We start from the raw sequence: 20966 nt of genomic DNA on the forward strand, positions 1-20966 counted from the left end.
GACCGCCTACCGAGGGTCTAGCATCCTGTCCGTCATCCGCTTGGCATCTCGGGTAAAACAACGCGATGCCAGCAGCAGAAACACCAGGGTCATGCCCAGGGTAACCGGGATCAGGTACATCGCATCGTGCAAGCCTGTGGCCTTGAAGCTTTCATCCATCTGCACCGCCCCCGCCAGCGTCATCGCTTCATGGGCATAGTGATCGGATAACCAGCCGACCACCACCGGCCCAAGCCCGCCGCCCAGCAGATACAACCCTGCAAAGAACAACGCCATGGCCGTCGCCCGCAGACGCGGCTCTACCACGTCCTGAATGGCGGTGTAGACGCAGGTATAGAAGTTATAGGCAAACAGCCAGCCGACGCTGAATACCGCCACAAACACTCCGATCTCGACCCTTCCCGCGTGCAAGGCATAACCCGTCGCCAGGGTGGCGACCAGCATGCTGAACGCCGCAAACAACAGTCGTCCGTTGGGCGAGCGCTGGTGCAGTTTGTCCGCGATCAGGCCGCCCAGAGTCAGGCCGATCAACCCGGTGACGCCGACGATGATGCCGGTCGCCACCGCCGCTTCCTGCAGAGACACCTGAAAGTAGCGTTGCAGCATCGGCACCATGAACGAGTTGCAGGCATAGGTCGCGAAGTTGAAGGTCAGCCCCGCCAGCACCAGCCAGCAAAAGGTCGGGATCGATAGCACCCGGCGAACCGGCTTTTCGATCATCTCTTCGGACATCTGCACACTTTCGGCAGCGCCACGCTTGGGTTCACGGATAAAGAAGATGAACACCGCCAGAATCAGGCCGGGCACCGCCGCGATAAAGAACGGAGCACGCCAGCTGTCGAACGCCTTGACCATCGCACCGATGGTGAAAAACGCCAGCAGAAGTCCCAGCGGCAGGCCCAGCATGAAAATGCCGATGGCTCGCGAGCGACGATGGGCCGGGAACAGATCACCGATCAATGAGTTGGCCGCTGGCGCATAACTGGCCTCACCAATCCCGACCCCCATGCGCACCAGCAGGAATGTCCAGAAGCTGTTGGCCATGCCGTTGACCGCCGTCAGCCCGCTCCAGACGGCAAGCCCCCAGCCCATCAGTTTCTTGCGTGAACCCGTATCGGCCATACGCCCGAGAGGCAAACCTGCAATCGCATAGACAAGGGTAAACGCCGTGCCCAGAAGCCCGAGCTGAAAGTCGCTCAGGTGCCATTCCTTGCGAATGGGCTCGGTGATGATCGCCGGAATCGCTCGATCGAAGAAGTTGAACAGGTTGGCCAGAAACAGCAGAAACAAAACGCGCCAGGCATTGGAAGCCTGGACGGAGCTGTCGGTCGGGGGGTTGTTCATGAGGCATCCATCCCTTTTTTCTTCCTACTCTAGAGCCCTGCTGACAAACCGACTGTAAACATTCGTAAAAGACTTCAAATGCAGGAGCACAGGTTTTTATAACCATTGGTTATTGAGGCAATTCCATTTTTTTGAGTGTTGACACTGGCAGGATTTTTTCAGCTTCTATACTCATGTCTATTCGCCAGGCTGAGACGTTGTGCGAAAAGTCGGAGAGCGATGCTCAGGCAAGGTGAAAACGCAGCATGAGCGATGCGCAGCCACTTTACGTACATAGCCTGAAGCCTTGGTGAACCCTGGCAGTGAACAATAGGGCTCGCTATGGAATGGCTCGGTTTGAATATGTTTGTCGGTTTTCCGGCTAACGGGCAATTACTGATCAACTGTAGTCATAACTTGTTTCTGGTAGCGCTGGCCTACGGGGTCGCCTGCGCAGCCTGTTTTGCAACGCTGGACATCACGGATCGGATCATTCAGGTCGAGGCCAGCAAGAGCCGCCGCGTCTGGAAGGCCTTGGCCGCGCTATGTCTGGCGGGCGGCATCTGGGCCATGCATTTCATCAGCATGCTGGCTTTTCAGGCACCCCTGAAAATCAGTTATGACCTGCCCGTCACCATCTCGTCCCTGCTGATCGTGCTGGTCGGCGGGCTGTTCGCCGTCAAGGCGCTGAGCATGGAAACCCTGACCATCAAGCGTTGCCTGATCACATCCGTGATCATGGGGCTGACCATCAGCATCATGCATTACGTCGGCATGGCGGCCATGCGCTCCGATGCCATCCAGTATTACGAGCCGAGCATGTTTGCCCTGTCGATTCTGGTTGCCATCCTGGCCAGCGTGGCACTGCTGACCCTTTCCAGACATTTGCGTCATCACAGCGGGATGTTTCACCAGATGTTCAAGTACGGCCTCAGCCTGCTGCTGGGCGCAGGCCTGCTGACCATGCACCTGATGGGAATGGAGGCCTTGCAACTGCTTCTGCCTCTGGAAGCACAACTACAGATACCCAACACCGAAAACAGCCAGCAACTGGGGCTGACCATCGCGATCATCACCCTGCTGATCATTGCCGGGAGCATCAGCGCGGCGATGGCCGACAAGAAGCTGCAAAGCAAGGAACACGACCTGCAACGAGTCAACGCCCTGCTCAGCCAACTGGATCAGGCCCGGGTGTCCCTGCAGCAGGTTGCGCATTACGACCCGCTGACCAACCTGATCAACCGACGCGGTTTCAATCAGATATTCGGAGAGAAGCTGCTGGAGCACAGCGTCAGCAACGGCATGCTGGCGGTGATGTTTCTGGATATAGACCACTTCAAGCGCATCAACGACAGCCTGGGCCACGACGCCGGGGATGAACTGCTCAAGGTGATTGCCGAACGAATCCGCAGCGCAACGCGGATTCAGGATGTGGTGGCCCGCTTCGGTGGCGATGAGTTCTGCATCCTGCTCAGCATTCCCGACTACGAAGAGGCGCGGCATCTGGCCTACCGGGTCATGCAGAAGATGAAGGAAACCATCGCCCTGGCGGGCCGGCGCATGGTGATGACCACCAGTATCGGCATCGCGGTCTTTCCCCGTGACGGTGCAACCTGCGACGAACTGCTCAAGCACGCGGATCTGGCGCTGTACCAATCCAAGGGCAACGGTCGTAACCGGGTCAATTTCTTCAGCCCGGCCCTCAAGACCAAGGCCAGCCTGGAGCTGCATCTGGAAGAAGAGCTGCGCAACGCCCTGCGCGAAGAAACGGGCCTGCAGGTCTACTACCAGCCCATCGTCGACCTGCGGACCGGTCATGTCGCCAAGCTAGAGGCACTGGTGCGCTGGCATCACCCGCAGCATGGCCTGCTGATACCCGATCGTTTCATCGGCATCGCCGAAGCCAACGGGCTGATCGCCGAACTGGACAACTGGGTATTGCGCCGCGCCTGCAAGGACCTGGGCGCCCTGCGCCTGGACGGGTTCGACAAGATGATCATTGCGGTGAACTGCTCGGCGCTCAATCTGGCCAGGGATGAACTGGTCCATGAAGTCGAACAGGCGTTAAGCGAGGCCAATGTGGCCCCGGGGCGCCTGGAACTGGAGGTGACCGAGAACGCTCTGATGGGCAATATCAGCAACACCATCGTGATGCTCAAGCAAATTCGCAGCCTGGGTGTTTCGCTCTCCATCGACGACTTCGGGACCGGCTATTCATCACTTGCCTATCTCAAGCGCCTGCCGCTGGACACCCTGAAGATCGACCGCTCCTTCATCATCGACATTCCCAAGTCGCCACAGGACATGGAGATTGTTCAGGCGATTATCGTCATGGCTCACACCTTGCGCCTGAAGGTCGTGACAGAAGGCGTGGAAACCCCGGCGCAACTGGAGTTTCTCAGTCAGTACGGCTGCGATTATGTACAAGGCTATCTGTTCAGCAAGCCACAACCTCTGGAACGCCTGCTGCCACTGGTCAAACAGATGAACCAGCGCGAACCGGCCAGCCTGTTGCCAAACTCCTCGATGCTTGAAGGCAAGGATCTGGACGCCGACACCCCACGCTCACTCGATCTTTTCAGTGAACTGCCGGGCAGTGAAAACCAGGCCATTCGCAGCGCCAGCCGCACCAAACGTTCAAGGTGGTCGGATTGAAAAACAGGATGCCGGTGAAGACGCGCCCTCCGGGATGCGCCATCACAGTGCAAATATCAGTCCTTCGCCCTGTTCTGGATCAGGACCCAGGGCGAGACCACCACCGCCCACAGCAACGGATCGCTTTCAACAAGCTCCATCGCCTTTGACTCAGACACCTTGCCGACCTGCCCGCTGGCCAGCCAGGCGGAAACCTTGCTGGCATCATTTTCAGCCATGGCTTGGGCAACTTCGATCAGATCCAGCGGTTCCTCGACCCACAACAGGGCACCCTTGGCAAAGAATGGTTGCAATTCTTTCCAGGTAATCGAAGCGGTTTCGCCAAGCAGTTTGGCATAGAGGGTGCTAGGTTCTTGCGTCATGGGTTTCACCAAAAGAAAAATCGGCGCAATGATAACGCCGCCTTTTCCGCAGACAAACCCGAATGCGCATTAATCGATCGTCGGAAAGTTATTCAGGAGTCCATGAAATGGGGGTCGTATTCATGGGCTTAATTGGTTGAATTATGTAACTTTCTTTCGATTAAGCGACATCAATCGATTTCCCTCCCTGCGCCCAGCTTTTCAAGCCATCAACCAGCACTCTAAACTGTTCCGGTACAGTTGGCAGAGTGGGGAGGCGATCGGTTATCACGTCCGATCCTGCAGCTTTAGCCATCAGGATTATAAAAACTACAACGCAAGAGTGGAGCATCATGACTAAGGGTACCAAGAAGCTTTCGAAGCTGTTTGCCGCATTGGTTATGGCGGGAGTTGCCAGCCATTCGTTCGCAGCAGATACCATCAAGATCGGCATCGCGGGTCCAAAGACCGGCGCAGTCGCCCAGTACGGCGACATGCAGTTCAGCGGTGCGAAGATGGCCATCGAACAGATCAACGCCAAGGGCGGCGTTGATGGCAAGAAGCTCGAAGCTGTCGAATACGACGACGCCTGCGACCCGAAACAAGCCGTTGCCGTGGCCAACAAGATCGTCAACGACGGCGTGAAGTTCGTCATCGGCCACCTGTGCTCCAGCTCGGCCCAACCGGCTTCGGACGTCTACGAAGACGAAGGCATCATCATGGTGACCCCGGCAGCTACCAGCCCGGACATCACTTCCCGTGGCTACAAGCTGGTGTTCCGCACCATCGGCCTGGACAGCGCTCAAGGCCCGGCCGCAGGCGATTACATTGCCAAGCAGGTCAAACCGAAAGTTGTTGCCGTCATCCACGACAAGCAGCAGTACGGTGAAGGCATCGCCACTGCCGTCAAGCAGACCCTGGAAAAGGACGGCGTCAAAGTTGCCCTGTTCGAAGGTATCAATGCTGGCGACAAGGACTTCTCTTCGCTGATCGCCAAGATGAAGCAAGCCAACGTCGACTTCGTCTACTACGGCGGCTACCACCCTGAACTGGGCCTGATCCTGCGTCAGTCCCAGGAAAAAGGCCTGAAAGCCGGCTTCATGGGTCCGGAAGGCGTGGGTAACGCTTCGATCTCGCAGATTGCCCAGGATGCCTCCGAAGGCCTGCTGGTCACCTTGCCGGCTTCCTTCGACCAGGACCCAGCCAACCAGGCGCTGGTTGAAGCCTTCAAGGCGAAGAAAGAAGACCCGAGCGGTCCGTTCGTGTTCCCGTCCTACTCGGCCGTGACCGTGATTGCCGATGCAATCAAGATCGCCAAGAGCGAAGACACCGACAAGGTCGCTGCTGCACTGCGTGCCAACACCTTCAAGACTCCGACCGGCGACCTGGCATTCGATGCCAAGGGCGACCTGAAAGACTTCAAGTTCGTGGTTTACACCTGGCACAAAGACGGCACCAAGACCGAGGCGCCCGTGAAGTAATCACGCGCCCTTGATCGACACCAGAGCCCACTGCTACCTCAGTGGGCTTTGTTTTGCGAGGCGCATGGGCCCCACAGGGTCCTGACGTCCCTGAATATCTTGAAACCGTTACCCGTGATTCACGAGGGTCTGCTGTCGCTTGCGCACGGCTCGTGCTGAAACGGCAACAGACCCAGCTGCATCAAACGAGGCCTCAGAGCACGACGAGCAGCCGGTAAAGACTCAACCAGTGAAACACAGAGCAGGTTTTTAGGAGCGCTGTAATGCCCGAGATAGACATCTATCACTTTTTCCAACAGCTGGTTAATGGCATGACCATTGGCAGCACTTATGCCTTGATTGCCATCGGTTACACCATGGTCTACGGCATCATCGGCATGATCAACTTCGCCCATGGCGAGGTGTACATGATCGGTTCCTACGTGGCGTTCATCGCCATCGCGGGCCTGACGATGATGGGCCTTGGCAGCTTGCCACTGCTGATTACCGCAGCCTTCGCCGCGAGTATTGTCGTAACCAGTGCCTATGGTTATGCGATCGAACGTGTGGCTTACCGGCCATTGCGCGGCAGCAACCGACTGATCCCGCTTATTTCTGCCATCGGCATGTCTCTATTCCTGCAGAACACCGTACTGCTTTCCCAGGATTCCAAGGACAAGTCGATCCCCAACCTGATTCCCGGCAACTTCGTGTTCGGCTCTGCCAGCACCCATGAAGTCGTGATCTCGTACATGCAGGTGCTGATCTTCATCGTGACCGTGGTCGCGATGCTCGGCCTGACATGGTTCATCTCCCGCTCTCGCCTGGGCCGTGCGTGCCGCGCCTGTGCCGAAGACATCAAGATGGCCAACCTGCTGGGTATCAACACCAACAACATCATTGCCCTGACGTTCGTCATCGGTGCAGCCCTGGCCGCCATTGCTGCCGTGCTGCTGAGCATGCAATACGGCGTGATCAACCCCAACGCGGGCTTTCTGGTCGGTATCAAGGCGTTCACCGCTGCGGTGCTTGGCGGTATCGGCAGTATCCCCGGCGCCATGCTGGGTGGTCTGGTACTGGGTATAGCCGAGGCATTCGGCGCTGACGTTTTCGGCGATCAGTACAAGGATGTCGTTGCGTTCAGTCTTCTCGTATTGGTGCTGTTGTTCCGGCCGACCGGCCTGCTTGGCCGTCCGGAGGTTGAAAAAGTATGACCAAGAATCTCAAGTCGGCGTTTTTCAGCGCCTTGCTGGTGCTGGCCGTCGCCTATCCGGTGCTGGGCCTGAAGCTGGAAATCGTCGGGGTAAACCTGACGGTCATTGGCGCCAGCAGCACCACTGTTGCAATCATCCTGAGCTGCGCCGCACTGATGTTCGTGCGCGTGCTGTTCCATGAGCAGATATCGGCTGCCTGGCGCGCGTCGCCAAGTCTGCCGAGCGTCCCGTCCAAGGCCAGCAACTTCCTGACACTGCCGAGCACCCAGCGCTGGTTCATTCTGGCACTGGTCATGGTTGCACTGGTCTGGCCGTTCTTCGGCTCCCGTGGCGCGGTGGACATCGCGACACTGATCCTGATCTACGTGATGCTGGGCCTGGGCCTGAACATCGTGGTCGGTCTGGCCGGCCTGCTGGACCTGGGTTATGTCGGCTTCTATGCCGTCGGCGCCTACAGCTACGCCATGCTCTCCCACTACTTCGGCCTGGGTTTCTGGATCTGCCTGCCGATTGCGGGGTTGATGGCTGCGCTGTTCGGTTTCCTGCTGGGGTTCCCGGTATTGCGCCTGCGCGGTGACTATCTGGCCATCGTGACCCTGGGCTTCGGTGAAATCATTCGTCTGCTGCTGCGCAACATGACCGAATTCACCGGCGGCCCGAACGGCATCAGCAACATCGAAAAACCGACCTTTTTCGGCCTGACGTTCGAGCGCAAGGCGGCTGAAGGCATGCAGACCTTCCACGAGTTCTTCGGCCTGACCTACAACTCGATCAACAAGGTGATCTTCCTCTATCTGGTTGCCCTGCTGCTGGCTCTGGCTGCACTGTTCGTCATCAACCGCCTGCTGCGCATGCCTATCGGCCGTGCCTGGGAAGCGCTGCGCGAAGACGAAATCGCCTGTCGGGCTCTGGGCTTGAATCCGACGGTCATCAAGTTGTCGGCCTTCACCCTGGGCGCTGCATTCGCAGGTTTCGCCGGTAGCTTCTTCGCTGCCCGCCAGGGTCTGGTGACGCCGGAGTCTTTCACCTTCATCGAGTCGGCCATCATTCTGGCCATCGTCGTCCTGGGCGGCATGGGCTCGCAGCTTGGCGTGATCCTCGCAGCCATCGTGATGATCCTGCTGCCCGAGTTGATGCGTGAGTTCAGCGAATACCGCATGTTGATGTTCGGCGCCATGATGGTGCTGATGATGATCTGGCGTCCTCAAGGTTTCCTGCCTATGCAGCGCCCTCACATGGAGCTGCGTAAATGAGCCGTCCATTACTGCAAGCATCGGGTCTGAGCATGCGCTTTGGTGGCCTGCTGGCCGTCAACGGCGTTGGCCTGACCGTCAATGAAAAGCAAGTCGTGTCGATGATCGGCCCCAACGGCGCCGGCAAGACCACGGTATTCAACTGCCTGACCGGTTTCTACAAGCCGACGGCGGGCACCATCCTGCTTGATGGCGAGCCGATCCAGGGCCTTGCCGGCCACGAGATCGCCCGCAAAGGCGTGGTCCGGACCTTCCAGAACGTGCGTCTGTTCAAGGAAATGACCGCCGTGGAAAACCTGCTGGTCGCCCAGCATCGGCACCTGAACACCAACTTCCTGTCCGGCTTGTTCAAGACCCCGGCGTTCCGCAGAAGCGAGCGCGAGGCCATGGACTATGCCGAGCACTGGCTGGAAGCCGTGAATCTCAAGGAGTTCGCCAACCGGGCGGCTGGCACCCTGGCCTACGGTCAGCAACGCCGCCTGGAAATCGCCCGCTGCATGATGACCCGTCCGCGCATCCTGATGCTCGACGAGCCGGCAGCCGGTCTGAACCCCAAGGAAACAGAAGACCTCAAGGCGCTGATCGGCGTGCTGCGCAACGATCACAACGCCACGGTCCTGCTGATCGAGCACGACATGAAACTGGTCATGAGCATTTCCGACCATATCGTGGTGATCAACCAGGGCACGCCTCTGGCCGACGGCACACCACAAGAGATCCGCGACAATCCTGAAGTGATCAAAGCCTACCTGGGGGAAGCGTAAATGCTGCAGTTTGAAAACGTTTCCACCTTCTACGGCAAGATCCAGGCGCTGCACGACATCAACGTCGAAGTCCGCAAGGGCGAGATCGTCACCCTGATCGGTGCCAACGGCGCAGGCAAGTCCACGCTGTTGATGACGTTGTGCGGATCACCTCGCGCCCATAGCGGCAGCATTCGCTACATGGGCGAGGAACTGGTGGGCCTGGAGTCGTCGGTCATCATGCGCAAGAGCATCGCCGTCGTGCCGGAAGGCCGCCGCGTGTTCGCCCGCCTGACCGTCGAAGAGAACCTGGCCATGGGTGGTTTCTTCACTGAAAAAGGCGACTATCAGGAACAGATGGACAAGGTTCTGCACCTGTTCCCTCGCCTCAAGGAACGCTTCACTCAACGCGGCGGCACCATGTCTGGTGGCGAACAGCAGATGCTCGCCATCGGCCGTGCGCTGATGAGCAAGCCCAAGCTGCTGTTGCTGGACGAACCGTCGCTGGGTCTGGCCCCGATCATCATTCAGCAGATTTTCGAGATCGTCGAACAACTGCGTCGTGATGGCGTGACCGTGTTCCTCGTTGAGCAGAACGCCAACCAGGCCCTGAAAATCGCCGACCGCGCCTATGTTCTGGAGAACGGTCGCGTGGTGATGCAGGGCTCCGGCGAAGAACTGCTGGTGGACCCGAAAGTCCGGGATGCCTACCTGGGCGGCTGATCTTTGGGTGTGGGAGCGGATTTATCCGCGAAGCTTCGCGAATAAATTCGCTCCCACCCTCACAGCCCTTGTGATGAGGCGGCAGGCTGAGTAACGTGGCGGCACTTATCTGGAGGCCTCCTCATGTCCGCTGTTCGTTCCGCCTTTGTATTCGCTCTCTTGCCGCTGTTCGCCGGATGCCAGATGCTCGGTCTTCCACTGGGCAAATCGCAGGATGCGACCAAGGTGTCTACCGCCGGCATGACCCGCATGCAAGGCGACCTGATCGGGGAAAACGGACAACTGCTGTTCAAGCCATGCCATGAGCAACGCCGTTACCTGGTCAAGGATCGCGGCAATACCGGCATCCTTCAGGAAGCCGCTTCGCTGGCCGACAGCAAAGGCCAGGTGTTTGCCGATCTGCGAGGCAACTTCGTTGCCAGCAAGGCCGTCAACAGTGACGGGCAAGTGGACCTGTATCAGTTCTATCGCGTCGAACGTCCCGACCAGTCCTGCGAAGACCTCAACTTCAAGCGCCTGACCCTGCACGCCAGCGGCAACAAGCCTGCCTGGAACGTCAATGTCGGAGGCAAGGGCATGGTTCTGGAGCGTGAAGGTCAGGAAGCGCTCGCTTTCCCTTATCTTGAAGAACAACTGCCCGACGGCAGCTTCAGCGTCAGCACCGAAGCCAACAATCAACGTATCGAACTGTGGGTCACTCCGCAGCGTTGCGTCGACAGTGTCAATGGATCGGTGCAGCACCTGACCGCCGAGCTGCGCGTCAACGGCCAGACCCAGCGTGGCTGCGGCTATTACGGCGGTTCGCGCAACGATTGATGCGCCATCAGGCCAGCCGACTCGCCGTGACAGGGGTTCAGGGCTTATAATCGCCGGTTCTTGTAGTGCTGTCGGGCTGAACCTGCGGCCCGAAAACTGGACCCCTTAATGTTACGAATCACCGAACTCAAGCTGCCGATCGATCACCCGGACGAAGACCTGCGCGCTGCCCTGTTGCAGCACCTGGGTATCGACAGCAGCGAACTGCTGGACTTCACCCTGTTCAAGCGCAGCTACGATGCGCGCAAGAAGTCCTCCGAGCTGTTCTTCATCTACACCATCGACTTCCAGGTTCGCGACGAAGAAGCCCTGCTGCGTAAACTGGCCAATGACCGCCATGTCGGCCCGGCACCGGATGTCAGCTACAAAGTCGTAGGCCATGCTCCTGCGGATCTGAAAGAGCGCCCGATCGTGGTCGGCTTCGGCCCTTGCGGGATTTTCGCCGGGCTGCTGCTGGCCCAGATGGGTTTCAAGCCGATCATTCTCGAACGCGGCAAGGAAGTTCGCCAGCGCACCAAGGACACCTGGGGCCTGTGGCGCAAGAATATCCTCAACCCCGAATCCAACGTGCAGTTTGGCGAGGGCGGTGCCGGGACCTTTTCCGACGGCAAGCTCTACAGCCAGATCAAGGACCCGAAATTCCATGGTCGCAAGGTCTTGCACGAGTTCGTGAAAGCCGGCGCACCGGAAGAAATTCTCTACGTCAGCAAACCCCACATCGGCACCTTCCGTCTGACGGGCGTCGTTGAAAACATGCGTCAGCAGATCGAAGCGCTGGGCGGTGAAGTGCGCTTCCAGCAGCGTGTCACTGACCTGCTGATCGAAGATGGCCAGTTGCACGGTGTAGAACTGGACAGCGGCGAGCGCATCGAGTCGCGCCACGTCATCCTGGCTCTGGGACACAGCGCCCGCGACACGTTCCGCATGCTGCACAGCCGGGGCGTGTACATGGAAGCCAAGCCGTTCTCGGTAGGTTTCCGTATCGAGCACCCGCAATCGCTGATCGACCGGGCTCGCCTGGGCAAATACGCCGGTCACCCGAAACTGGGCGCTGCCGACTACAAGCTGGTACACCACGCCAGCAACGGTCGTTCGGTCTACAGCTTCTGCATGTGTCCGGGCGGCACCGTGGTCGCCGCGACCTCGGAACCAAACCGCGTGGTCACCAACGGTATGAGCCAGTACTCACGCAACGAGCGCAACGCCAACTCGGGTATCGTGGTCGGTATTACACCTGAAGATTATCCGGGCAGCCCGCTGGCCGGGATCGAACTTCAGGAGCGCCTGGAATCCCATGCTTTCGTGATGGGAGGCGGCACCTACGAAGCACCCGCGCAACTGGTCGGCGACTTCATTGCCGGCAAGGCTTCCACCGAACTGGGCAGCGTCGAGCCGTCCTACAAGCCGGGCGTGAAGCTGCTGGACCTGGCCGACGCCCTGCCCGCTTATGCCATCGAAGCCATTCGCGAAGCATTGCCTGCGTTCGACAAGCAGATCAAAGGCTTTGCCCAGCATGACGCGATCCTGACCGGCATCGAAACCCGCACCTCCGCCCCGCTGCGCATCACACGTGGCGCGGACATGCAGAGCCTCAACGTGAAAGGCCTGTACCCGGCAGGTGAAGGCGCCGGTTATGCCGGCGGCATCCTGTCGGCAGGCGTGGACGGCATCCGGATCGCCGAAGGACTCGCGCGCAGCATGTTGGGTATCGAATAACCACCGCCTGCCGTAGGAGCGACCGGGCGGCGATCCGTTTCATTCGCGAAAGCCTCGCGAATAAATTCGCTCCTACACGCCCGCGCGCAGCACACCATCGGGCAGGGCTTTGCCTTGCTCGGCGCAGGCGGCAATGCCTTCGATCAGAGCGGCCAGTTCATACCCCTGAGCCTTGAGCCAGGCGTCATCGTAATAGGTACTGGCATAGCGCTCGCCACCGTCGCACAGAATCGCCACGATCGAGCCTTCCTCTCCCGCTTCGACCATCTGCCGGGCAGCCAGCAGTGCGCCGATGAGGTTGGTGCCGCTTGACCCGCCGACCTTGCGCCCCAACCGTCCGGCCAGGTAATGCATGGCCGCCAGTGACAGCGCATCCGGCACCTTGACCATGGCGTCGATCACATTGGGCAGGAACGAAGCCTCGACACGCGGCCTGCCAATGCCTTCGATGCGCGACCCGCACTCCAGGCGCAGGCTGGCATCGCCGCTGCAGTAATAATCGAAGAACACCGAACGCTCGGCGTCGGCGCACAACACTCGCGTGGCGTGCTGGCGATAACGAACGTAACGCCCCAGCGTCGCCGTCGTGCCGCCCGTACCAGGGCTGGAAATCAGCCAGGTCGGCTCCGGGTGCTTTTCAAAGCGCAGTTGCTGATAGATCGACTCGGCGATGTTGTTGTTCGCACGCCAGTCGGTGGCCCGCTCGGCATAGGTGAACTGGTCCATGAAATGCCCGCCGGTTTCCCGTGCCAGCCTTTCGGACTCGGCATAGATCTGCGTCGGATCCTGAACCAGATGGCTCTTGCCCCCATAGAAAGCAATCTGCTCGATCTTCGCCCGAGAAGTGCTCGCTGGCATCACTGCCACGAACGGCAGGCCCAGCAAGCGGGCGAAGTAAGCCTCGGAAATCGCCGTGGAACCGCTGGACGCCTCGATCACCGGCGCTCCAGCCTTGAGCCAGCCATTGCACAGCGCATACAGAAACAGCGAACGCGCCAGACGATGCTTGAGGCTGCCGGTGGGATGGCTGGACTCGTCCTTGAAGTACAGCTCCACGCCGGGCAACCCTGGCAGAGGCAAGGGAATCAAGTGAGTGTCAGCGCTGCGCTGGAAGTCTGCTTCGATGATACGAATGGCTTCGCGGGACCAGGGACGGTTATCGATCATGGACTGACTGCTCTTCTATTCCGAATGACCGGAAGTTACACAAAGTTATTGAGAGCAAGATTTTAGGAAATAACCTACAGCCAAAACAGGCACAGTTAAGACTTAATAAGTTACACAATTGTTAGACTTCAGAAACTGCAACAGGGCCGTTACCTTTAGAACCAAAACGAATATAACTTTTGTTTTAACCCCGGCAGGTAAACGTTAGGGTAGCGGGCTTTTTCCTTGAAACCATGGAGCATAACCGCACCGATGCGAAATACGATCATACGTTTCTTTCAACTTGAGGCAGCAGGTGGCTTGCTGCTGATCGCTGCTGCTGCCCTGGCCCTGATTATCAATAACTCGCCGTTGTCATGGTTGTACAACGAATTCCTCAATATCCCGGTAGTAGCCCAGATTGGCGCAATCAAGATCGCCAAGCCCCTGTTGTTGTGGATCAACGATGGCTTGATGGCACTGTTCTTTCTGGTCATCGGGCTTGAGGTGAAGCGCGAACTGCTTGAAGGCCATCTGTCCCGCCCCTCGCAAGTGGTATTGCCGGGTGCTGCAGCCATTGGCGGCATGGTTGTTCCGGCGCTCATCTATTACGCGCTCAACAAGGACAACCCTGCCGCCCTGGGTGGCTGGGCCATTCCCATGGCGACCGATATCGCCTTTGCCCTGGGCGTGCTCGCACTGCTCGGCAAGCGCGTACCGGTGTCACTCAAACTGTTCCTCATGACCCTCGCCATCATCGACGACCTTGGCGCGATCATCGTCATTGCGCTGTTCTACTCAGGCGAACTGTCGAGCCTGTCGCTGATCCTCGCGGGTATATCCATTGTGGCCCTGATCGCGATGAACCGGCTCGGCGTGGCCAAGCTGGGGCCTTACCTGCTGATCGGCCTCGTGCTGTGGGTGTGTGTACTTAAAAGTGGCGTCCATGCGACGCTGGCCGGCGTGGTCCTGGCCTTCTGCATACCGCTGCGCACCAAAACCGAAAAAGCGTCACCCCTGCTGAGCCTGGAGCATGGGCTGCACCCGTGGGTCGCCTATGGAATCCTGCCGCTCTTCGCCTTTGCCAATGCCGGTGTTTCACTGACAGGCATTACGCTGGACAGTTTTACCCATCCAGTACCCATGGGGATTGCGGCAGGCCTGTTGATCGGCAAGACGCTGGGAGTCTTCGGGCTGACCTGGCTGGCGATCCAGACAGGCCTGGCGAAACTGCCGAGCGAAGCCAACTGGGGACAGGTGCTGGGCGTTTCGATCCTCTGCGGGATCGGTTTCACCATGAGCCTGTTCGTGGGCTCGCTGGCCTTCGAGGCTGGCGTCAGTGACTACGCGGGAGAAGATCGCATGGGCATTCTCACCGGCTCCATTCTCTCGGCACTGATGGGCTATGCCGTCATGCTCATGTGCAGCAGAAAGAACCGGGTGTAGTTACCCCCATAAATAAAAAACCCGAGCCAAGGCTCGGGTTTTTCATGACTGGCTGTCAGACAGATCAGTGCGATACACGGCTCGTGCCATTGACGGTCATGATGCGCACGCGCTCGCCGACACGGAAAATCTCGTTTTCCTGAACCTGCTGCACGTAGGCACGCATGCTGCCGTCGTCTTCACGCACGGTGATTTCAACACCTTGAGTACGGGTCAGGCCTTCTTCGGTCATGGAGCCGAGCAGACCACCGGCAACAGCACCGATCACCGCCGCAACAACACTACCGCGCCCACCACCAATGGCGCTACCGCCTACACCACCGACCACGGCACCGGCACCGGCACCGATTGGCGTCTTGGTGCCTTCGATTTTGACAGGTCGCAGAGATTCGACAGTACCCAGGCGAACGGTCTGTACAGTCCTGGCTTCGTCACGGGAGTAGGAATCACCGGTGAGATTCGAGGTACAGCCGCCCAGTGTCAGCGCCATCGCGGTGAACGAGGCGGCCAGAAAAGCAGACTTGCGCATAAAGGCATCTCCAAAGGAACCAGTGGCCATTAGACTCCGCCCTGTCGACGCTGTCACGGCCCCGTTCCTGCAATTTAAGTTCATTCAGGTGTCATACAGCGACGCCACGTGTAGCGCTATGACGACCTGGTAACAGAATAATTCCCACGCATGGTGGCTGGGTGTCACTCATTGTTCGTTTAATTAAAGCTCAGGGTGCCAGACGTTCCCGTGTCCATTGATCGTCTATCAAACGATAGTTCAAACGATCATGCAAACGACTTGGACGTCCCTGCCAGAACTCGATCCGCTCAGGCAAAAGACGATAGCCGCCCCAATGGTCCGGGCAATGAGGCTGTGTATCGAGAAAACGCTGCTCGGTCTGTTTGATCATGCCTTCAAGCTCTGCACGATCGGCTATGACGCGACTTTGCGGTGATGCCCAGGCGCCCAGGCGACTGCCCAGTGGGCGAACCTGGAAATACGCATCTGACTCTTGCGCACTGACCTTGACCACACGCCCTTCGATACGCACCTGACGCTCAAGGGTCGGCCAGAAGAACGTCATGGCAGCAAACGGACGAGCAGCCAGGTGCTGCCCCTTGGCACTGTCATAGTTGGTGAAAAAGGTGAAGCCCAGTGTATCCAGCCCCTTGAGCAGCAGCACCCGGCAATGCGGACGCCCCTCTTCATCAACCGTCGCCAGGGTCATAGCATTGGCTTCTACAGGTGGCTGTTCGGTCTTGACCGCTTCATCAAACCATTGATGAAACAGGGCGAAGGGTTCATCGGGTGCCTGCGCTTCGGTCAAACCATCGCGAGCATAATCACGGCGCATATCGGCCAGGGCTTGGGTCATGACGGGTTCCTTCACCGAAATAATGCGAAGTCTGACCCGAACACTCCCCTGAGGGAATGATACGGGTCAGTCAGGCGATCAGTTGCTGGCCTGATCGCCGGTTTTCCTGGCTGCATCCTTGGCAGGCGCGGCTTTGGCTGGAGCGTCCTTGGCTGCCGTGGTTTTCTTGGCTGGCGCCGTGGATTTGGCCGGGGCAGCTTTCTTGGCGGGTGCAGCCTTCTTGGTCGTGGAGGCCTTGGCTGTGTCCTTCTTGGTCGCAGCCGCTTTCTTGGCCGGAGCAGGCGCTGGGGGCACGACAGGCTTGACGTCCTGAGTCGCAACCATGGTCGGTGTGGCCGGTGGCAAGGCGTATTTGCTCATCAGCGCAACCATGGTGTCCTGAGGTGTCAGCAGGATTTCGACACGACGGTTGAGCGAGCGGCCCTGGGCGCTGTCGTTGGCAGCACGAGGCATCACGGCACCCATGCCGCGCAGGCTCAGGCGATTACGCTCCAGACCACTGAGGCGGAAGATCGCAGCAACGGATTGTGCACGTTCCTGGCTGATTTTCTGGTTGGCAGCCGCGACACCCGAAGTGTCGGCATGGCCAAGCACCAGTACGGCAGCCTTGGAGTCACCTTCGACAGCCTTTGCCAGACGGGTGATCGGGCCAAGGGTCACGGGCAGCAACATGGCTGGGCGGTCAGGGTTGAACGAAGTGTCGACCGGCGCGGTGATGGCCAGCAGGTCTTCACGTCGCTCCAGCTCGAACGGGCTGTCCTTGATCGCCGCACGCAGGCGCGGCTCGTACTCGTCGAGCCAGGCCTGGGTGATTTTCGGGTCGGGCATCGGAGCAGCCTTGGGCTCGTCCTTCTTGATGTCGTCACTGCTGCCGAACGGCCAATACCACGGGTTGCTCTTTTCAGTCTTGGCGAGGGAATCGGCAACCACAGGCGCCTTTTGAGGCGCCGGGGCCGACGCCGGAGCAGGAGTTTTTGCTACATCCGCTGGAGCATCCTTGCCAAAACCAAACTGCCACCAATGGCTTCCAGTATCGGCAACATCGGCAGAATCGGTTTTAGGGGTTTGGGCACAGCCGGTTACGGCAATGCACAGAGCGAGAACGAGACTTTTATTGGATAACATGGATGACCCACAGCAGTATTGATAACAAGGGACGTATGAACTTGGCTACGTCCGTATAACACGCATAAAGACTCAGTTGGAAAAAGAAACCGTCGTACGGTTCCTGTTACACCTCACTAACTGACAGTCGGTATGAAACAAGCACTTATGAGCGATAGTTACTGCAAACACTCACGCAGAGTCCTGACCAGCTTCTGGGCACGCGGATCCATCAGCACGTAAGGCCCCAGCGTGTGTGTGACAAAGCCGAAAGCGACCTCGTAATCAGGGTCGGCAAAGCCCACCGAACCGCCTGCGCCCGGATGCCCGAACGCCTTTGGCCCCAGGCCGTAAGTGGCGTTGGGCACGCCTGGCTGGTCGAGCATGCACCCCAGGCCAAAACGTGTGGAGGTCATCAGGGTCTTGTCCTGACCGACGCTGTGCTCGCGGGTCATTTCATTGAGCAGTTCGGCCTCAATCAGGCTGCCATCGAGCAGGCCGTTGTAGAACCCGGCAAGGCTGCGCGCATGGCCATGGCCATTGGCCGCCGGCTGCTGCATGCGCCGCCATTCAGGCTTGTTGGTGCTGGTCATGATCGAAGGCGGGTTAGTGAAAGCCTTGGTGGCGATGGCCTCAGGCTCGCGCATGAGTGCCTGCAGCAAGCGCTGGGCAGCTTCGTCCCCCATATTGCCCTTGCTGCGGGCGATATGGGCCACGCGGTCGAACTCTTCATCGGCCAGCCCGACATGGAAGTCGAGCCCCAGAGGTTTTGCGACCCGCGCCACAATGGATTCACCCGGGCCACGCCCGTCGGCACGGCGCAGCATCTCGCCGATCAGCCAGCCATAAGTGATGGCCGCATAGCCATGACCCTGGCCTGGCGTCCACCAGGGTTGCTCGGCCGCCAGGGCCGTTGTCATGGTGTCCCATTCATAAAGGGCGGTCGCGGGCAGTTGTTCGCGCAAGGCAGGTAAACCGGCTTGGTGGCACAGCAACTGGCGCAAGGTGATCGAGCCCTTGCCTGCTGCTGCAAACTCGGGCCAGAGCCGGGCAACGGGCTCGTCCAGATTCAGCTTGCCCTCATCCACCAGTTGCAGGGCAGCAACCGCTGCAAAGGTCTTGGTGCAGGAAAACAGGTTGGCAATGGTATCGCTGTGCCAGGCCTGCGCGCCGTCCTTGTCGGCGGTACCGGCCCAGAGGTCTATGACGGTTTCGCCACCGACCTGAATGCACAACGCCGCGCCACGTTCCTGAGGGTCGTCGAAAAGCGCAGCGAACGCTTCACGCACTGCTTCAAATTTAAGCTCGAAATAGCCCTGAATCTGCACCCGCTGGCTCCCGCAAGACTGTTGTCTGAAAAGGCGTGCATTGTTTCAGCGATTGGCGGCTTTGGGAATGTCTCGCGAATGAATTCGCTCCTACCGGGTGGGAGCGAATTCATTCGCGAAAGGCAGGGAAATCCGCAAACACCTGCACACGTCAGGAAATTTCCCGATGGAACGGTGGCAGCGCATTGAGGATCGCCTTGCCATAGCGTTGCGTCACCACACGCCGGTCCAGCAAGGTGATGGTGCCGCGATCCTCTTCGGTACGCAGCAACCGGCCACAGGCCTGAATCAGGCGCAGCGAAGCATCGGGCACAGCGATTTCCATGAACGGATTGCCGCCACGGGCTTCGATCCACTCCGCCAGCGCAGCTTCCACAGGATCATCCGGCACCGCGAATGGAATCTTGGCGATGACCACGTGCTCGCAATACGCACCGGGCAAGTCCACACCTTCGGCAAAACTGGCCAGCCCGAACAGCACGCTGGAATCGCCGCCATCAACCCTCGCCTTGTGCTTGTTGAGGGTTTCCTGCTTGGACAGGTTGCCCTGAATGAAGACCTGCTTGCGCCAGTCGCGGTCCAGGCCGTCGAAGACGTCCTGCATCTGTTTGCGAGATGAAAACAGCACCAGCGTACCGCGAGAGCCTTCCACCAGATCCGGCAATTCACGAATGATGGCTGCCGTGTGCGCGGCTGCATCGCGAGGGTCGGCCTTGAGGTCAGGCACCCGCAGCAGGCCGGCATCGGCATGGTGGAACGGGCTGGGAACAATCGCCGTTACGGCGCCTTTTGGTAACCCGGCACGCATGCGATAACGATCGAACTTGCCCAGCGCCGTCAGGGTCGCGGAAGTGACCAAGGCCCCATAGGCGATGTTCCAGAGATTGCGCCGCAACATTTCGGCCGCCAGGATCGGGCTTGCATTGACCTCGATATCGAACAACGCGCCGCTGTCCGCCAGGGTCAACCAGCGCGCCATCGGCGGGCTGTCTTCCGGGTCTTCGGCGGTAAAGGCAGTCCACAATTCCCAGTTGCCATGGGCGCGAGCCAGCAGGCTGCCGAACAGTGGATACCATTCTTCGGCCTGATGGCTGGCGATGCCGATATTGACCTCGCCATCCATGCCGTCCTTGAGCAGTTCGGTGAGCCGGGTGAACAGATCGTCCAGGCGCGCAAAGCCCTTCTTCAACTCGATGCCCATCTCGCGAATGTGCTCGGGAATGACGCCGCCCACGAAACGATGGCGTGGACGCTCGCGGCCCTGCATGTCTTCACCGGCGCGGAAATCGGCCAGTTGTTCGCAGGCACCGAACATGAATTGCTGATGCCCCTTGATCTCCCGTGCCAGTTCCGGCACCTGTTCGATCAGCTTGCCCAGATCGCCGGGCAGCGGGTGCTGGGCCAGGAGCTTGGCCAGGTTCTTGGCCGTCTGCTCCAGCCAGTCGGCCGTGGAGCGCAGCCGGGTATAGTGGGCAAAGTGGCCGATGGCTTTATCCGGCAGGTGGTGAGCCTCGTCGAACACATACATGGTGTCGCGGGGATCGGGCAGCACCGCGCCGCCGCCCAGTGCCAGGTCTGCCAGCACCATGTCGTGGTTGGTGACGATCACATCCACCTTGCCCATGCCTTCGCGGGCCTTGTAGAACGCACACTGTTGGAAGTTCGGGCAATGACGGTTGGTACACTGGCTGTGGTCGGTGGTCAGGCGCGCCCAGTCCTGATCGGCCAGTTCCTGGGGCCAGCTGTCGCGGTCGCCATCCCATTTATTGCCGGCCAGCTTCTGGAGCATGCTGGTAAAGAGTTTCTGGCTGGCTTCGTCGACCTCGATCTTGAAGCCCTCTTCCTCGAACAGTTGCGCCGTGGCATTGGCCGAATCGCCTTCCTGCAACAGCATGTCGAGCTTGGACAGGCACATGTAGCGACCGCGCCCCTTGGCCAGGGCGAAACTGAAACTCAGGCCGCTGTTGCGCATGAGGTCGGGCAGATCCTTGTAGACGATCTGCTCCTGCAGGGCGACGGTGGCCGTGGCGATGACCAGCCGCTTGCCCGCCGCCTTCGCCGCCGGTATCGAGGCGATGGCGTAGGCCACAGTTTTCCCGGTACCGGTGCCCGCTTCCACCGCAACCACAGCCGGGTCGCCCGAACGTCGTCCTTCTTCATCGGTATCGATATCGCCCAGCACCTTGGCGACCTCGGCGATCATCAAACGCTGGCCATAGCGAGGCTTGAGGCTCTTGGCTTCGAGGAAACGCGAGTAGGCGCCCTGTATCTGGGATTTCAATTCGGTACTGATCATTGTCTCGGGTTCGGCGGCACGGCAAAAAAGGCTGG

The 20966-nt window shown here is 59.3% G+C and carries 17 protein-coding genes; 9 read left to right on the forward strand and 8 right to left on the reverse strand.

Annotation, left to right across the window (positions count from 1 at the left end; all coding sequences use genetic code 11):
* Positions 1-6: 6 nt before the first annotated feature.
* A complete protein-coding gene (locus K5D32_RS05940) occupies positions 7-1344 on the reverse strand; it encodes an MFS transporter (protein WP_221599464.1) in 1338 nt (445 codons plus the stop codon).
* Between the two features lie 321 nt (positions 1345-1665).
* Here K5D32_RS05940 and K5D32_RS05945 point away from each other — a divergent pair, with 321 nt between their 5' ends.
* Positions 1666-3978, forward strand: coding sequence for a bifunctional diguanylate cyclase/phosphodiesterase (locus tag K5D32_RS05945; protein ID WP_221576047.1), 2313 nt, complete (start codon positions 1666-1668; stop codon positions 3976-3978).
* A 56-nt stretch (positions 3979-4034) separates the two neighbouring features.
* Here the strand turns inward: K5D32_RS05945 and K5D32_RS05950 are convergent, their stop codons facing one another.
* Complete coding sequence (locus tag K5D32_RS05950; protein WP_221599465.1) at positions 4035-4340, reverse strand: DUF2288 domain-containing protein; 306 nt, start codon at positions 4338-4340, stop codon at positions 4035-4037.
* Positions 4341-4672: 332 nt separating this feature from the next.
* Between K5D32_RS05950 and K5D32_RS05955 the strand changes: the two genes are divergently transcribed.
* The 7 genes from K5D32_RS05955 to K5D32_RS05985 all read left to right on the forward strand — a co-directional run bounded on the left by K5D32_RS05955 (position 4673) and on the right by K5D32_RS05985 (position 12244).
* A complete protein-coding gene (locus K5D32_RS05955; protein WP_025261445.1) occupies positions 4673-5800 on the forward strand; it encodes a branched-chain amino acid ABC transporter substrate-binding protein in 1128 nt (375 codons plus the stop codon).
* Positions 5801-6063: 263 nt separating this feature from the next.
* A complete protein-coding gene (gene livH, locus K5D32_RS05960; protein WP_025261446.1) occupies positions 6064-6993 on the forward strand; it encodes a high-affinity branched-chain amino acid ABC transporter permease LivH in 930 nt (309 codons plus the stop codon).
* Complete coding sequence (locus K5D32_RS05965; RefSeq protein WP_221576049.1) at positions 6990-8246, forward strand: high-affinity branched-chain amino acid ABC transporter permease LivM; 1257 nt, start codon at positions 6990-6992, stop codon at positions 8244-8246. Before livH ends, K5D32_RS05965 begins: the two co-directional genes overlap by 4 nt.
* Positions 8243-9010, forward strand: coding sequence for a high-affinity branched-chain amino acid ABC transporter ATP-binding protein LivG (livG, locus tag K5D32_RS05970; RefSeq protein WP_025261448.1), 768 nt, complete (start codon positions 8243-8245; stop codon positions 9008-9010). The genes K5D32_RS05965 and livG overlap by 4 nt, the downstream gene beginning before the upstream one ends.
* The gene (locus tag K5D32_RS05975) at positions 9011-9712 is read left to right on the forward strand and encodes an ABC transporter ATP-binding protein (protein ID WP_025261449.1); all 702 of its coding nucleotides are present in this window, start codon (positions 9011-9013) and stop codon (positions 9710-9712) included. It begins immediately after the preceding gene.
* Positions 9713-9835: 123 nt separating this feature from the next.
* Entirely contained in the window at positions 9836-10528 is a 693-nt protein-coding gene (locus tag K5D32_RS05980; protein WP_221576050.1) for a COG3650 family protein, read from the forward strand.
* A 108-nt stretch (positions 10529-10636) separates the two neighbouring features.
* On the forward strand, positions 10637-12244 hold the full coding sequence (locus tag K5D32_RS05985) for an NAD(P)/FAD-dependent oxidoreductase (protein ID WP_221576051.1): 1608 nt from the start codon (positions 10637-10639) through the stop codon (positions 12242-12244).
* Between the two features lie 72 nt (positions 12245-12316).
* On the opposite strand, the gene K5D32_RS05990 is transcribed toward K5D32_RS05985, so the two are convergent.
* On the reverse strand, positions 12317-13411 hold the full coding sequence (locus tag K5D32_RS05990) for a PLP-dependent cysteine synthase family protein (RefSeq protein ID WP_221592607.1): 1095 nt from the start codon (positions 13409-13411) through the stop codon (positions 12317-12319).
* Positions 13412-13663: 252 nt separating this feature from the next.
* Here K5D32_RS05990 and nhaA point away from each other — a divergent pair, with 252 nt between their 5' ends.
* Entirely contained in the window at positions 13664-14836 is a 1173-nt protein-coding gene (nhaA, locus tag K5D32_RS05995; protein ID WP_221599466.1) for a Na+/H+ antiporter NhaA, read from the forward strand.
* 64 nt (positions 14837-14900) lie between these two features.
* Here nhaA and K5D32_RS06000 read toward each other — a convergent pair whose 3' ends face one another.
* From K5D32_RS06000 to dinG, 5 genes are all read right to left on the reverse strand, one after another.
* A complete protein-coding gene (locus tag K5D32_RS06000) occupies positions 14901-15365 on the reverse strand; it encodes a glycine zipper 2TM domain-containing protein (RefSeq protein WP_025261454.1) in 465 nt (154 codons plus the stop codon).
* Positions 15366-15555: 190 nt separating this feature from the next.
* Positions 15556-16203 carry a pyridoxamine 5'-phosphate oxidase gene (gene pdxH / locus K5D32_RS06005; protein WP_221599467.1) on the reverse strand — a complete coding sequence of 216 codons (648 nt, stop codon included), beginning with the start codon at positions 16201-16203 and terminating at the stop codon, positions 15556-15558.
* A gap of 78 nt (positions 16204-16281) precedes the next feature.
* Positions 16282-17328: an OmpA family protein gene (locus K5D32_RS06010; protein ID WP_221599468.1), complete on the reverse strand. Its 1047-nt coding sequence runs from the start codon at positions 17326-17328 to the stop codon at positions 16282-16284.
* A gap of 158 nt (positions 17329-17486) precedes the next feature.
* Entirely contained in the window at positions 17487-18635 is a 1149-nt protein-coding gene (locus tag K5D32_RS06015; protein WP_221599469.1) for a serine hydrolase domain-containing protein, read from the reverse strand.
* 151 nt (positions 18636-18786) lie between these two features.
* The gene (dinG, locus tag K5D32_RS06020) at positions 18787-20931 is read right to left on the reverse strand and encodes an ATP-dependent DNA helicase DinG (protein WP_221592602.1); all 2145 of its coding nucleotides are present in this window, start codon (positions 20929-20931) and stop codon (positions 18787-18789) included.
* Positions 20932-20966 lie beyond the last annotated feature (35 nt).

The organism is Pseudomonas cichorii, from assembly GCF_019719005.1.
Lineage (GTDB): Bacteria > Pseudomonadota > Gammaproteobacteria > Pseudomonadales > Pseudomonadaceae > Aquipseudomonas > Aquipseudomonas cichorii_E.

What these genes read in the sequence shown, in the direction of transcription:
- K5D32_RS05950 (WP_221599465.1), bottom strand. Translation starts at nt 4,340, where the DNA reads ATGACGCAAGAACCTAGCACCCTCTATGCCAAACTGCTTGGCGAAACC.
- K5D32_RS05955 (WP_025261445.1), top strand. Translation starts at nt 4,673, where the DNA reads ATGACTAAGGGTACCAAGAAGCTTTCGAAGCTGTTTGCCGCATTGGTT.
- K5D32_RS05985 (WP_221576051.1), top strand. Translation starts at nt 10,637, where the DNA reads ATGTTACGAATCACCGAACTCAAGCTGCCGATCGATCACCCGGACGAA.
- K5D32_RS05975 (WP_025261449.1), top strand. Translation starts at nt 9,011, where the DNA reads ATGCTGCAGTTTGAAAACGTTTCCACCTTCTACGGCAAGATCCAGGCG.
- dinG (WP_221592602.1), bottom strand. Translation starts at nt 20,931, where the DNA reads ATGATCAGTACCGAATTGAAATCCCAGATACAGGGCGCCTACTCGCGT.
- K5D32_RS06000 (WP_025261454.1), bottom strand. Translation starts at nt 15,365, where the DNA reads ATGCGCAAGTCTGCTTTTCTGGCCGCCTCGTTCACCGCGATGGCGCTG.
- pdxH (WP_221599467.1), bottom strand. Translation starts at nt 16,203, where the DNA reads ATGACCCAAGCCCTGGCCGATATGCGCCGTGATTATGCTCGCGATGGT.
- K5D32_RS05945 (WP_221576047.1), top strand. Translation starts at nt 1,666, where the DNA reads ATGGAATGGCTCGGTTTGAATATGTTTGTCGGTTTTCCGGCTAACGGG.
- K5D32_RS05965 (WP_221576049.1), top strand. Translation starts at nt 6,990, where the DNA reads ATGACCAAGAATCTCAAGTCGGCGTTTTTCAGCGCCTTGCTGGTGCTG.
- K5D32_RS05980 (WP_221576050.1), top strand. Translation starts at nt 9,836, where the DNA reads ATGTCCGCTGTTCGTTCCGCCTTTGTATTCGCTCTCTTGCCGCTGTTC.
- K5D32_RS05990 (WP_221592607.1), bottom strand. Translation starts at nt 13,411, where the DNA reads ATGATCGATAACCGTCCCTGGTCCCGCGAAGCCATTCGTATCATCGAA.
- nhaA (WP_221599466.1), top strand. Translation starts at nt 13,664, where the DNA reads ATGCGAAATACGATCATACGTTTCTTTCAACTTGAGGCAGCAGGTGGC.
- K5D32_RS06010 (WP_221599468.1), bottom strand. Translation starts at nt 17,328, where the DNA reads ATGTTATCCAATAAAAGTCTCGTTCTCGCTCTGTGCATTGCCGTAACC.
- livH (WP_025261446.1), top strand. Translation starts at nt 6,064, where the DNA reads ATGCCCGAGATAGACATCTATCACTTTTTCCAACAGCTGGTTAATGGC.
- livG (WP_025261448.1), top strand. Translation starts at nt 8,243, where the DNA reads ATGAGCCGTCCATTACTGCAAGCATCGGGTCTGAGCATGCGCTTTGGT.
- K5D32_RS05940 (WP_221599464.1), bottom strand. Translation starts at nt 1,344, where the DNA reads ATGAACAACCCCCCGACCGACAGCTCCGTCCAGGCTTCCAATGCCTGG.